The organism is Rhodobacter capsulatus (genome assembly GCF_003254295.1).
GTDB classification, from domain to species: Bacteria; Pseudomonadota; Alphaproteobacteria; order Rhodobacterales; family Rhodobacteraceae; genus Rhodobacter; species Rhodobacter capsulatus.
Window position 1 is genome coordinate 100,508 of sequence record NZ_QKZO01000011.1, and the last position, 13,020, is coordinate 113,527.

Annotated in this window: 10 protein-coding genes; 7 read left to right on the forward strand and 3 right to left on the reverse strand. The window is 67.8% G+C overall.

The genetic code is table 11. The features are described from left to right. Window positions 1–82: 82 nt before the first annotated feature. Complete coding sequence (locus LY44_RS15100; protein WP_055209249.1) at window positions 83–1,183, reverse strand: Hint domain-containing protein; 1,101 nt, start codon at window positions 1,181–1,183, stop codon at window positions 83–85. Between the two features lie 7 nt (window positions 1,184–1,190). Next, window positions 1,191–1,808: a Hint domain-containing protein gene (locus LY44_RS15105; protein WP_074555245.1), complete on the reverse strand. Its 618-nt coding sequence runs from the start codon at window positions 1,806–1,808 to the stop codon at window positions 1,191–1,193. Between the two features lie 279 nt (window positions 1,809–2,087). Between LY44_RS15105 and dapE the strand changes: the two genes are divergently transcribed. From dapE to LY44_RS15130, 5 genes are all read left to right on the forward strand, one after another. Continuing rightward, on the forward strand, window positions 2,088–3,227 hold the full coding sequence (gene dapE, locus LY44_RS15110; protein ID WP_055209253.1) for a succinyl-diaminopimelate desuccinylase: 1,140 nt from the start codon (window positions 2,088–2,090) through the stop codon (window positions 3,225–3,227). After that, window positions 3,224–3,643 (forward strand): GNAT family N-acetyltransferase, encoded by a 420-nt coding sequence (locus LY44_RS15115; RefSeq protein WP_055209254.1) that lies wholly within the window; start codon window positions 3,224–3,226, stop codon window positions 3,641–3,643. Before dapE ends, LY44_RS15115 begins: the two co-directional genes overlap by 4 nt. A gap of 114 nt (window positions 3,644–3,757) precedes the next feature. Continuing rightward, complete coding sequence (locus tag LY44_RS15120; RefSeq protein WP_055209255.1) at window positions 3,758–7,618, forward strand: EAL domain-containing protein; 3,861 nt, start codon at window positions 3,758–3,760, stop codon at window positions 7,616–7,618. A 98-nt stretch (window positions 7,619–7,716) separates the two neighbouring features. Continuing rightward, the gene (locus tag LY44_RS15125) at window positions 7,717–8,898 is read left to right on the forward strand and encodes an anaerobic sulfatase maturase (protein ID WP_236692507.1); all 1,182 of its coding nucleotides are present in this window, start codon (window positions 7,717–7,719) and stop codon (window positions 8,896–8,898) included. Between the two features lie 97 nt (window positions 8,899–8,995). After that, window positions 8,996–9,562 (forward strand): hypothetical protein, encoded by a 567-nt coding sequence (locus LY44_RS15130; RefSeq protein WP_055209258.1) that lies wholly within the window; start codon window positions 8,996–8,998, stop codon window positions 9,560–9,562. Here the strand turns inward: LY44_RS15130 and LY44_RS15135 are convergent. Beyond that, window positions 9,554–10,438 (reverse strand): choline sulfate utilization transcriptional regulator, encoded by an 885-nt coding sequence (locus LY44_RS15135; protein WP_055209260.1) that lies wholly within the window; start codon window positions 10,436–10,438, stop codon window positions 9,554–9,556. The genes LY44_RS15130 and LY44_RS15135 overlap by 9 nt on opposite strands. Window positions 10,439–10,541: 103 nt before the next feature. Here LY44_RS15135 and LY44_RS15140 point away from each other — a divergent pair, with 103 nt between their 5' ends. Both LY44_RS15140 and betC read left to right on the forward strand, forming a co-directional pair. Further along, window positions 10,542–11,486: a choline ABC transporter substrate-binding protein gene (locus tag LY44_RS15140; protein ID WP_111396052.1), complete on the forward strand. Its 945-nt coding sequence runs from the start codon at window positions 10,542–10,544 to the stop codon at window positions 11,484–11,486. A 15-nt stretch (window positions 11,487–11,501) separates the two neighbouring features. After that, entirely contained in the window at window positions 11,502–13,016 is a 1,515-nt protein-coding gene (betC, locus tag LY44_RS15145; RefSeq protein ID WP_055209262.1) for a choline-sulfatase, read from the forward strand. Window positions 13,017–13,020 lie beyond the last annotated feature (4 nt).

The window sequence follows — 13,020 nt, forward strand, 5'->3', positions numbered from 1 at the left end:
CGCAGCGCAATAATAATTCGCGATCGATGCACGGCAAGACCGAATGTGTCGTGATGAAAATTCTTTCTTCAGGCTGTCCCGTTCAGGCCGCCACCGATCCGCGCCGCCGCCGCCGTTCGGCCGCCAGCGCCTGCGCCTCCGCGGGCGTCAGCCCGCGACGGGCCGGGAGGCCATGCAGCGGCAGATCCATCCGCGCCACCAGCCCCGAAAGCGCGGTGGTCTTCGCCAGCGCCGGGGTGCGGGCCAGACGGCCGATGTTCAGGCTTTCCACGCGGCAGCCGTCGGCGATCAGCAGATGGTGCCCCTGCAGAAGCAGCCCGTGCCAGCTCAGCACGCAGGGCCGGTCGGGCTGCTGCGCGCTGATCCCGTCCACCAGATGATGCGCGGGAACCAGAACCTCGGTGTCGCCGAACAGCGCTTCGACGGCGGCGCCGCGCAGCGCCACGCGGTGCTGCGGCAAAAGCCACAGATCGCGGGTGGCGCCAAAGGCGGGGGCGCAGAGCCGCACCGGCCGCAGGCTGCCCAGCGCAGGCAGGGCGATCCGCCCCGACCACAGCAGCGGCTGCGGCCCGGCATCGGCGGTCAGCACCAGATCGCCCGCCTTCAGGCTGGCGGCGGGGCATTCGCCCGCGGGCGTGGCGATGGGCGTTGACGGCGCGAAACAGCCGCCCGGCCCGACCGGCTGCATCTGGCTGCCGAAGGCCAGCCATTCGACGCGCGGGCCGATCTGCGCCGGGCTGCGGCCCTCGGCCAGCGCGGCCAGTTCGGCGCGCGAGAGCGGCATCGCCCCCGTGCCGAGGCGCTGGCGGATCTGCCCGCCGTCGATCGTCTCCAGCGTCAGCCGGGTCTCGTCGGTCCTGCAATCCCAGCTGAAGGTCAGCCGCATCCGCCCGCCCGCGGCGCAATCCTGCGCGATGTCCAGCGTCAGCGCCTGCACCGCCGCGCCCTGCCGCTGCACCAGCGTCAGCACGCCCTGCGCATCAAGCGAGATCGACAGGAACCAGGTCCAGCCATTCTGATCGCCCAGATGCAAAAGCGGCAAAGGCCCGGTCTCGCCCGGCAGCAGCGCGAATTCCAGCATCAGGCTGCCCCGGCCCAGCGCCGCGGGCAAAGCGCGATCGGACAGCCGCACGGGCCCGCGTCCGGTCAGATGCGCCGCAAACCAGCCGTGTTCCAGCATCATCGCCCCCTCAGATCACCAGCTTGCGCATCATCTGCGATTCCTGCAGACGCAGCATCCGCGGCGCGCCGACCTCGGGCTGCGCCTCGCCGGGGATCGGACGCGGACCGGGGCGGAAGCACTCCACCGCCAGACCCTCGGCAAAGACCATGTGGGCGCAGTCGAAGACGAGGCGGACATAATCCACCATGCCGCCCGGATGGCGCGAGACCATCTCGCCATCGACCAGCGTGCGGGCGGCGACCAGAACCTCGGCCTCGCCGAAGAGCATCTCCAGCACCGGATCGCGCACCAGCACGCGTTGTTGCGGCGCCACCAGCATCGCGCGCTCGGCGCCATGCGCGCCCGCGGCAAAGCGGATCGGCGCCTCGCTGCGCAGGGCGGGCAGGCGGGTCCGTTCGACGCTGACCACGGGCTGCGCCCCGGCCTCGCGGGTCTCGACCATGTCGCCCGGTTTCAGCGTCTCGACCCGGCGCAGCCCGGTCGGGGTTCGGACCCGGGTTCCGGCCGCGAACCCTTCCAGCAGGTTCGGCGCCGCCACCTCTGCCGCCCGCGCGCCGAAGATCGATTTCGCGATCTGCGCCGCCGCTGCCGAGGGATCCAGTCCCAGAACTCTGCCAAATGCCATCTCTTGCCCCATATGCCTGCGGGCAAAACATCATCGAGCCGGGAAAATCCCGTCCGTCCCGGCCATCCGGCCGTCCTGGGGGTGGGCGATTCTGCCCTGCTCGTGTGCCCTGCCTCGGGTCGTCTTGATTTTGTTCAACCGTAAGTCAGCTTTAGCCCCCTTGGAAACGAAAATTTCCGTGATGCCGGGGGATCGGGGCCGCGGTGACCCCGGGGCAACACCGGTTGTTGCGCGGGGGGGAAAGCGCGGCTAAGCCAAGGCATCGCACAGGAGCAACCGATGACCCTCGACCCCGTTCAACTGACTGCCGATCTGATCCGCTGCCCCTCGGTCACGCCTGCCGAAGCGGGGGCGCTGGTGCTTTTGGAACGGGTGCTCTCGGCGGCCGGTTTCGCCTGCACGCGGGTCGACCGCAACGGCACGCCCAATCTGTTCGCGCGCTGGGGGGCGAAGGGGGCGAAGACCTTCGGCTTCAACGGTCACACCGATGTCGTGCCGGTGGGCGACGCGGCGGCCTGGACGCAGGAGCCGTTCTCCGGCGCGGTGATCGACGGCGTGCTTTGGGGCCGCGGCGCCACCGACATGAAATCGGGCGTGGCGGCCTTTGTCGCCGCCGCCGTCGATTTCGTCACCACCACCCCGCCCGAGGGCGCGATCATCCTGACCCTCACCGGCGACGAGGAAGGCCCGGGCAAGGATGGCACCGTGGCGCTGCTGGACTGGATGAAGGCCGAGGGCGAGGCGATGTCGGTCTGTCTGGTGGGCGAGCCGACCTGCCCGCAGACGCTGGGCGAGATGATCAAGATCGGCCGTCGCGGCTCGATGACCTTTTACCTCGAGGTCGAGGGGGTGCAGGGCCATTCCGCCTATCCGCACCGGGCGAAGAACCCGCTGCATGCGCTGGTCGATCTGCTGGGCCGGATGACGGCGGAACCGCTCGACCGCGGCACCGAACATTTCGAACCCTCGACGCTGCAGATCACCACCATCGACTGCGGCAACCCGGCGAACAACGTGATCCCGGCGAAGGCGCGGGCGACGGTGAACATCCGCTTCAACGATGCCCATACGTCGGCGAAGATCGAGGATTGGGCGCGCGGGCTGATCGCCGAGATCGAGGCGGAAACCGGGACGCGCGTCACCTTGTGCAGCGAGGTTTCGGGCGAAAGCTTCCTGACGCCCCCCGGCGCCTTCGTCGAGCTGGTCAGCCGGGCTGTCGTGTCGGAAACCGGCGTCGTGCCGGTGCTCTCCACCTCGGGCGGCACCTCGGATGCGCGGTTCGTCAAGGATCACTGCCCGGTGCTGGAATTCGGTCTGGTCGGCAAGACCATGCATCAGGTCGATGAACGCATCGAAGTGGCGCAGATCACCCGGCTGAAGGCGATCTACGCCCGCTGCCTGCGCGACTTCTTCGCATGAGGATCGTCGAGACCGCCGATCTGACCGCGGTCCATGCGCTGCGCCGCGCCGTCTTCATCGAGGAACAGGGCGTGCCCGAGGCCGAGGAATGGGACGATCTGGACGGGCAGGCGGTGCATCTGCTGGCGCTTGCAGGCGAGGCCCCGCTGGGCACAGCGCGGCTGTTCGTGGCGGGCGAAACCGGCAAGATCGGCCGGGTCTGCGTCGCCCGGACCGCGCGGGGCAGCGGGCTTGGCACGGCGCTGATCGCGGCGGGCTGCGACCGGCTGCAGGCGCTTGGCTGCACCCGGGTCGAGCTGGGCGCGCAGCTGCAGGCGCTGCGCTTTTACGAAGGTCTCGGCTTTGCCGCTTTCGGCCCGATCTATGACGATGCCGGCATTCCGCATCGCAAGATGGCCCGCGCGCTGGCGCCCTGATCCGGGTTTTTGCGCTCAAAAGCGGGCAGGACGCGGCTTTTCGATATCTTCGAAGTGTATCTTTAAGGATTTGCGCGGACATCTGGGGTCTGGACCGGTTTCAACGAGGCATCCATGTCTGCGGATCTGGCGCAACTGCGCAGCCTGCTCGACGGGTTTCCCGGCGCGGCGCTTGCCGTGTCCGACGCGGCCCGGCTGCTTTGGGCCAATGCCGGGGCGGAAAGTTGCCTTGGCACCGCGGCGCGCCTCGACGCCCGGGTCGAGACGGTGTGTCCCGGGGCTTTGGGACAACGCATCGCCGGGATCGTCACCGCCGCGGACGGGACGGGGCTTTCGCAGCGCTTCGCCATCGATCCTGACGCCCCGGTCGCAGGGGCGGGGGCAGGGCGGCCGGTCGAGGTGACGATCTGGCCGGTCTGTGCGCAGGGCGGCGACAGGGTCTGGCTGGTGCAGATCGCGGTGCCGGTGGCCCCGCCCGAGGGCGGCGAGCTCCCGGCGCCGGAGATGGCGCAGGAAACCCGGCTGGCCGAGGCTTTGGCCGAGGCGCAGGCCGCCCGCATCGCCGCGCAGGCCACCGCCGATGCGCTGACGACGGCGCTGATCTGCGGCGAAACCGGGGTCTGGTCGATCTGCGCCGAGCTGGGCGAGGCCTGGATGCCCGACGAATGCTATCGTCAGCTGGGCTATGCGCCCGGCGATTTCATCCCCGACGAGATCGGCTGGCGCAGCCTGTTCCATCCCGACGATCTGGAAGCGGCGATGGCCCGGATGCAGGATCTGATCTGCGACCGGGCCCCGGTCTTCACCGCCGACCACCGGCTGCGCCACAAGGACGGCAGCTATCACTGGTACCGCACTGTCGCGCGCAAGATCGACCGCTCCGACCGGGGCCTGCCCTTCATCGTCAGCGGCGGCTTCACCCGCATCGACGAGGCGAAGGCGATCGAGCGGCGCTTGTCCGACGCGCTCGCCGATGCGCAGAAAAGCCGCGCCAAGGCCGAGGAACGCGGCGAGCTTTTGCGCACCTCGGCGCTTTGCGCCGGGATCGGGTCGTTCAGCGTCTGTCCCGATCTGGCTCTGGGCTGGACCCCCGACGAGACCTATCGCCTGTTCGGTCATGCCCCGGGGGCCTTCGCCGCGACCGATGCGGGCTGGCGCAGCCAGATCCATCCCGAGGATCTGGCCTCGGCCGTGACCGAGATGGAAAAGCTGAAATCCGGGGCCAGCGATCTTTACGTGCACGAACACCGCTGCCGTCATGCCGATGGCAGCTATCACTGGTATCGCGCCATCGCCCGTCGCGTCGATCGCTCGGACAAGGGGCTGCCCTATCTGCTGGCCGGGGTGATCATCTGCATCGACCAGAGCCGGGAAAACGAACGCCGTCTGGCCGAGGCGGCAGAGCGCGCGCAACAGGCCCGGGACCGGCTGGACACGCTGGCCGACAATGCGCCGGGGGCGCTGTTCGAATATCGTCGCAACGCCGACGGCTCGATCGACATGCCCTATTTCAGCGCCAAGCTGCCGATGATGGTGGGCGTCGCCCCCGAGGCGATCGTGGCGAATGGTGTGAATGTCTTCACCCACATGCCGCAGGACATGATGCCGGAGATCTTCGGCTGGATCGAGGAGTCGCGCGAACAGGGCACCCCCTTCGAACATCGGCTGCCGGTCGATCACCCCGAGCGGGGCCTGATCTGGCTGACCGTTTCGGCGCTGCCCTGCAACCAGCCGGACGGCGCGACGCTCTGGTTCGGCAACGTCTTCGACATCACCGAACAGATGTACATGACGCGGCAGGCCGAACGCTCGGCCGAAGCGGTCCGCCGCGCGCATGACCGCATGGTCACCATGGCCGAAAACGCGCCCGGGGCGATTTTCGAATGGCAGCGCGACACCGGCGGCCATTTCAGCTTCGCGTTCTTCAGCGCCGTCCTGCCCGATCTGCTGGGCCTGAGCGGCGAGGCGCTCGAGGCGGACGGGGCGGCGGTCTTCACCCGGATCCTGCCCGAGGACATTCCGGCGGTGCAGGCGGCGGTGATGCATTCGGTCGAGACCCTGACCCGGTTCGAGATCCTGCACCGGATCCGGCATCCGCAGCGGGGCCTGCGCTGGCTGCATGTCTCGGCCAGCCCGTTCCCGCAGGATAACGGCACCATCGTCTGGTATGGCAATGCGATGGACGTGACCGAGCAGATCGAGGCGAAAAGCCGCGAGGAACAGGCGGCCGAGGCGATGCATCAGGCGCATGAACGCCTGGCCTCGATCGCTTCGATCGCGCCGGTCGGGCTTTACGAATTCCGCCGCGATGCCGATGGCGGCACCTCTTTCCCCTATGCCAGCCCCTATCTCGAGGACATGCTGGGCGTGGGCTACGGGGTTTTTTCGCGCGTCGCCTCGACCGACTATCTTTTTGCCAATGTGCACCCCGACGATCGGCCCGATTTCATGACCGCGCGGGGCGACAAGGCGACCAATCTGGAACTGTGGAACCAGCGTTTCCGGGTGCAGCACCCGATCCGCGGCGAGATCTGGCTGGCCAATTCCGCCACGCCCAAGGCGCAGCCGGACGGGTCGGTGGTCTGGACCGGGGCGCTGCATGATGTCACCACCGATGTCGCGCGCGAGGCGGAATTGCGCCGCGCCCATCTGCTGGCCGAAACCATGCGCGCCGAAAACGAACGCCAGGCGCTGCATGACGGCCTGACCGGGCTGCCGAACCGGCGCAGCTACGACAATGTCCTCGCCCGGCGCATCGCCGGGGCGGCGGCGGGCGGTCCGCGCGACGGCGTGCTGATCCGGGTCGATCTGGATCACTTCAAACATGTCAACGACACGCTGGGCCACGAGGCCGGGGACATGGTGCTGCAGCGCGTCGCCGATGTGCTGCGTGCCGAATTGCGGGGCGGCGATTTCGCGGCGCGGATTGGCGGCGACGAATTTTCGATCATCCTCGCGCCCGGACAATCGGGCGGCCATGCCCGCGAGGTGGTCGAACGGATGCAGGCCCGCCTGTCCGAACCGCTGCTGTTCGAGGGGCGGCAATGCCGGTTCGGCGCCTCTTTCGGTGTCGCCGAGACCGAAGATCTCGCCGCCATGGGCTCCGAGATCCAGCTTTTCGCCGATGCCGCGCTCTATCGCGCCAAGGAGGGGGGGCGGAACCGGATGGAGTTCTTTACCCCCGAGCTGCATCAGAACATCCTGTTCGACCGCAAGCTGGCGGTCGAGATCCAGGAGGGGCTCGACCGCGGCGAATTCGTGCCGTTCTTCCAGTCGCAGGTCTGCGCCCGAAGCGGCCGGCTGACCGGGGTCGAGACGCTGCTGCGCTGGCGCCACCCCGAACGCGGCCTGCTGGCCCCCGATGCCTTCATGCATGTGGCGGTGCAGCTGCGGCTTGTGTCGGAAATCGACCGGGTGATGATGGAGAAATCGGCCACGGCCCTGACCTCCTGGCGGGCGCAGGGGCTGCGCGTGCCGAAGATCAGCTTCAACGTCTCTTCGGGGCGGATGCATGATCCCGATGTGGTGCGGGCGGCGCGGGCCATCGCCGAGGGCGAGACCAAGGTGACTTTCGAGCTGCTGGAATCGATCCTTGTCGAGGAGGAGAGCGAGGTGTTCCGCTTCCATCTCGATGCGCTGCGCGATGCCGGGATCGAGATCGAGATCGACGATTTCGGCTCCGGTCATGCCTCGATCATCGGGCTGATGCATATTGCCCCCTCGGCGCTGAAGATCGATCAGCGCATCGTGGCCCCGGTGGCGCGCGATCCGCGCTCGAAAAATCTGGTGCGGGCGATCGTCGAGATCGCCGAGACGCTGGGCATCGCCACCGTCGCCGAAGGGGTGGAAACCCGGGCGCAGGCCGAGATCCTGCGGGATCTGGGCTGCGACGTGCTGCAGGGCTTTTTGTTCTCGACGCCGCTTTCGGCCGAGGATTTCGCGCAGATCTGCACGCAAGAGATACGCCGCGCCTAGGCCGCCGTCGGGCCGCCCTTGCCGCGGGTGGGGCGGGGCCGCATAGTCCGGCGATGTCCAGCCTGCGCCGTCCCCCGCCCGCCCATCCGTTCCATGTCATGGCAAAGCCCATCGGGCCACGCTGCAATCTGGCCTGCGACTATTGCTATTACCTTGAAAAGGAAGCGATGTTTCCGCCCGGCCATCGCTTTCGCATCGATGATGCGGTGTTGGCCCGGTTTGTCGCCGATTACATCGCCAGTCAATCCGCCGCCGGGCTGCGCGAGATTGCCTTTGCCTGGCAGGGCGGCGAGCCGATGCTGATGGGGCTCGACTGGTTTCGCCGCCTCGTTGCGCTGCAGGCTCGGCTCTGCCCGCCGGGGCATCGGATCGTGAACCTGATCCAGACGAATGGCACGCTGATCACCGAGGCTTGGGCCAGTTTCTTTGCCGAGCAGGATTTTCTGGTCGGCCTCAGCCTTGATGGCCCGCCCGAGATGCAGGACGCGGCGCGGCCTGACCGGCGCGGGCGGCCCTCGTCTGCGGCGGTGCTGCGCGGGCTCGAACGGTTGCAGCGGGCCGGGGTGCGGGTCAATCTGCTGACGGTGGTATCCCGGGCGAATGTCGCCGATCCGGTTGCGGTCTATCGCTACCTCTCGGGGCTTGGTCCCGAGTTCCTGCAATTCATCCCGGCGCAGGAGCGTATCCTGCCCGATGGCCGCCGCGCCGGGGCGCCCGGGCGCGGCGACAGCGGCGCGGTGCCGGCCCCCTTCTGCATCACCGGCCTCGACTATGGCCGCTTCCTCTGCGCGATCTTCGACGACTGGATCCGCCGCGATATCGGCCGCATCTTCGTGCAGCATTTCGACGAGATGCTGGGCCTGCTGACGGGCGCCCCGGCGGGGCTGTGTATCTTTGCCGAGACCTGCGGCACGGCGCTGGCGCTGGAACAGGACGGCGGGCTGTTCCCCTGCGATCACTACGTCTACCCCGCGTTCCGGCTGGGCAACATCAAGGCCCGTCCGGTGGGGGAACTGGCCGCGCTGCCAAAGGCGCGGGCCTTCGGCAAGGACAAGCAGGCCGGGCTTTGCGCCACCTGCCGCGCCTGTTATTGGCGCTTTGCCTGTCAGGGCGGCTGTCCGAAGCACCGCACCGCGCCCGAGCCGGGCGGGCCGGGCCGGATCAACCATTTCTGCGACGGCTACCGGATGTTCCTGACCCATGCCGCGCCGACGCTGCGCCGGATCGGCGCTCTGATCGCCGCGGGCCGCCCCGCGGCGGCGATCATGGCCGAAGCCTGAACTGTTCGAATGCGGCGGATTTTCCGCGGTGGCGGCAGGATTTTCTTCATCCCCTTTTGCCATCCTGCTCGGGGACAGATCCAGAAGGACACTTGTGATGATCACTGCCGTTTCCAACGCGCCGCCCGTCGCGCAGGCGCAAACCGCCCGGGCCGCGACGGCCAGCAGCCCGGCCTTCACCCTTTCGGAGGCGGAGACCGCGCCGGAACCGTCTCAGGATCGGGCCGGTTCAGGGCAATCGAGCCGGATGCAGGAGGCCCTTTTGCAGGCACGCGCCGCCGAAGCGAACCAGACGGAAGCTCCGGTCCCCGCCGCGGAGGAGGGGGCGGCCGCGTCCGAGGCCGGTGCCGAGGCGGCGCCTGCGGGGGCCGCAAGTGCCGGGTCCGATCACATGGCCCCGGCAGGCACGCGCGCCGCGGGCGATGCCGCCCCGGAGAAACAGGAAACGAGCGACGCTGATCGCAAGAAGGCCGCGCGCAAGGCGGCGAAGGAGATCGAGGAAAGTTTCGACCGGATCAAGGAATTGCTGGCGAACCGGACAGAGGTTCCCGAGGCCGCGACAGGATCGCAAGCCGCCGCCAGCGCCTGGGCCGCCAGCCGCAAGGTGCTGGGCATTTCGTCTCTCCCCTCTGCCACGGCAAGCGTCAGCGCCACTTCAGCCTGAGGGCAGACCCGCCTCGGCCCGCAGCCACTGCCAAAGCGCCTCGGCCCCGGCGTCGCGCGGCGCGTTTGCGACCAGAAAATAGCCGCGCTCCGGGTTGGCCAGTTCCGGCCCCGCCTCGACCAGCTGATCGCGGGCGAGCAGCCGATCGACGAGCCCGCGCCAGCCCAGCGCCACGCCTTGCCCGGCCAGCGCCGCCTCGATCACCAGCGCATAGGTGTTGCAGCGCAGATCCCCCCGCGCGCGGCGCGGATCGCGGGCAGGCGTCAGGGCACGCTGGTAGGCCGGCCAGTCGAACCAGACTGCCCCCGGTTCTGCATCAAGATGGATCAGCGGCGCATCGGGCAGCACGCCTTCGGACAGGCCCGCCCGCAAGGCCGGGGCGCAGACCGGCACCACCGCCTCGGGCAGGATCTGCACCGCCGCGGGGCCCAGCTCGGCGCGGGAGGCGAAAACCACCGCCATCTCGCCCTCGGCCCGTGTCCCGGCATGTTGCAGCGCGACGATCTGCAACTCCAGTTCGGGATGGGCGGTGCGGAACAGATGCAGCCGCGGCATCAGCCACAGGCCTGAAAAGGCGTAATCGGTGTAAAGCCGCAGCGTCTTGCGCCGAGGTGTCGGGCGCAGCGCCTCGGCCAGGGCATCGACCTGCGTGACGGCGCGGGCGAGGATGTCATGCAGCGCCCGCCCCTCGGGCGTCAGCGCCACCCCGCGGGCCTTGCGCAACAGCAGGGCCACGCCGAATTCCCCCTCGGCGCGGCGGATCTGATAGCTGACCGCGGGCTGGGTGATGTTCAGGCGATGCGCCGCCTCGGACAGGCTGCCCGCCCGCCCGACCTCGACAAAGACCCGCATCCAGCCCAGATCGACGCGCCGCATCTGGTATAAACCTTTCTTATCGCAGGCATTCGGAAATTGCCCCTGTACAGGACAAACTGTCTCACCTTTCATAAGCGAATGAAATAGCTGACAGGGAACCGGAATGACCTTCGCCATCGCCTGCCGCACGGGGCTTTCCGTGGCCTTCCTTCTGTCCGGCGCCGTCATGGCGCTGGCCGATGACGCCAGCTGCGCCACGATCCGGCTCTCGGACCCGGGCTGGACCGACATCACCGCGACGAATGCCGTGGCCTCGGTGGTGCTGACGGGCCTTGGCTATGCGCCCGAGGTGAAGACGCTCTCGGTGCCGATCGGCTATGCGTCGATGAAGACCGGCGAGATCGACGTGTTTCTGGGCAACTGGATGCCCGCGCAACAGAAATTCATCGACGATCTGACCGCCGCCGAGGCGGTCGATCATCTGGCGCAGAACCTGACCGGGGCGAAGTTCACCCTGGCCGTGCCCAGTGCCGCGGCGGCCAAGGGGGTGACGGATTTCGCCGATCTGGCGGCGCATGGCGCCGAGTTCGACCACAAGATCTATGGCATCGAGCCGGGGGCCCCGGCGAACGCCAATATCCAGAAGATGATCGACAGCAATGATTTCGGGCTGAAAGACTGGCAACTGGTCGACTCGGGCGAACAGGCGATGCTGGCGCAGGTCGATCGCGCGGTGACGGAGGGCAAGGGGATCGTCTTCCTCGCCTGGGCGCCGCATCCGATGAACGCGACATTCGATCTGACCTATCTGTCGGGGGGCGACGCCTATTTCGGGCCGGATTTCGGCGGCGCGACGGTGCACACGCTCGCCCGCAAGGGCTGGGCGGGGGCCTGTCCGAATGCGGGCAAGCTGTTCTCGAACCTGGTCTTTGACCTGGGCATGGAGAACGAGCTGATGGGGTCGATCCTTGGCGGCGTTGAGCCCAAGCTGGCCGCCGCCGACTGGATCAAGGCGCATCCCGAAGTGCTGGGCCCCTGGCTTGAGGGGGTGACGACGCTTGAAGGCCAGCCGGGCGAGGCGGCGGTCAAGGCCGCGCTGGGACTGTAAGGACAAGGCCGGACCATGGATCCCCGCCCGAATATCCTTGTCATCATGGTGGATCAGGCCAACGGGACGCTGTTCCCCGACGGTCCGGCCCCGTTCCTGCACACGCCGCACCTGAAGCGTCTGGCGAAGCGGTCCACCCGCTTTGCCAACACCTACACGGCCAGTCCGCTTTGCGCCCCCGCGCGGGCGTCCTTCATGTCGGGGCAATTGCCGTCCCGCACGCGGGTCTATGACAATGCGGCCGAATTCGCCTCGGACATTCCGACCTTCGCGCATCATCTGCGCCGGGCGGGCTATGCCACGACGCTCTCGGGCAAGATGCATTTCGTCGGCCCCGATCAGCTGCATGGCTTCGAGGAACGGCTGACCACCGACATTTACCCGGCCGATTTCGGCTGGACGCCGGATTACACGAAACCGGGCGCGCGGATCGACTGGTGGTATCACAATCTGGGTTCGGTCACCGGCGCGGGCGTGGCAGAGATCACTAACCAGATGGAATATGACGACGAGGTTGCCTATCACGCCACGCGCAAGCTTTACGATCTGTCGCGGCGGCAGGATGAGCGGCCGTGGTGTCTGACGGTCTCCTTCACCCATCCGCATGATCCCTATGTGGCGCGCAAGCGGTTCTGGGATCTGTATGAGGAAAGCCCGGCGCTGGACCCCGTGGTTCCGGCTTTGGCTTTCGAAGATCAGGATCCGCAATCGCAGCGCATCTTGGAATCCTGTGATTTCAGAAATTTCGAAATCACTCCGGAAATGATCTGCCGCGCCCGCCAGGGGTATTTTGCCTCGATCAGTTACGTCGATGAAAAGATAGGGGAAATCATCGATGTTCTGGAGCGCGGGCGGATGGCGGAGAATACCGTCATTGTCTTCGTCTCGGATCATGGCGACATGCTGGGCGAGCGCGGGTTGTGGTTCAAGATGAACTTCTTCGAGGGCTCGGCGCGGGTGCCGATGATGATTGCCGCGCCCGGCTGGAAACCCGGGCGGATCGACACGCCGGTCTCCACGCTCGACATCACGCCGACGCTGGCGGCGCTGGCGGGGATCGACATTTCCACGCTGGCGCGCTGGACCGATGGCGTCGATCTGGCCCCGGTGGCCCAAGGCGATGCCCGTGCCGCGGTGCCGATGGAATATGCCGCGGAATCGACGATCGCGCCGATGGTCTGTCTGCGCGAGGGGCGCTACAAGCTGATGCTGTGCGCCGTTGATCCGCCGATGCTGTATGACCTTGAAGCCGATCCGCAGGAGCTGGTGAACCTGGCGAGATCGCCTGAACATGCCGGGACGCTGGCACGGCTGACCGATCAGGCGATGGCGCGTTGGGATCTGGCGGCCTTTGATGCCGATGTGCGCGAAAGCCAGGTGCGGCGCCGGGCGGTTTATGACGCCTTGCGCAACGGCGCCTATTTTCCCTGGGATTACCAGCCGCTGCAAAAGGCGTCTGAGCGCTACATGCGCAACCACATGGACTTGAACGTGCTGGAAGAAAACCAGCGTTATCCGCGCGGCGAATGACGCA

Coding starts and splice junctions, on each gene's coding strand:
- LY44_RS15100 (WP_055209249.1), bottom strand. CDS start 1,183: ATGATGCTGGAACACGGCTGGTTTGCGGCGCATCTGACCGGACGCGGG.
- LY44_RS15105 (WP_074555245.1), bottom strand. CDS start 1,808: ATGGCATTTGGCAGAGTTCTGGGACTGGATCCCTCGGCAGCGGCGGCG.
- dapE (WP_055209253.1), top strand. CDS start 2,088: ATGACCCTCGACCCCGTTCAACTGACTGCCGATCTGATCCGCTGCCCC.
- LY44_RS15115 (WP_055209254.1), top strand. CDS start 3,224: ATGAGGATCGTCGAGACCGCCGATCTGACCGCGGTCCATGCGCTGCGC.
- LY44_RS15120 (WP_055209255.1), top strand. CDS start 3,758: ATGTCTGCGGATCTGGCGCAACTGCGCAGCCTGCTCGACGGGTTTCCC.
- LY44_RS15125 (WP_236692507.1), top strand. CDS start 7,717: ATGGCAAAGCCCATCGGGCCACGCTGCAATCTGGCCTGCGACTATTGC.
- LY44_RS15130 (WP_055209258.1), top strand. CDS start 8,996: ATGATCACTGCCGTTTCCAACGCGCCGCCCGTCGCGCAGGCGCAAACC.
- LY44_RS15135 (WP_055209260.1), bottom strand. CDS start 10,438: ATGCGGCGCGTCGATCTGGGCTGGATGCGGGTCTTTGTCGAGGTCGGG.
- LY44_RS15140 (WP_111396052.1), top strand. CDS start 10,542: ATGACCTTCGCCATCGCCTGCCGCACGGGGCTTTCCGTGGCCTTCCTT.
- betC (WP_055209262.1), top strand. CDS start 11,502: ATGGATCCCCGCCCGAATATCCTTGTCATCATGGTGGATCAGGCCAAC.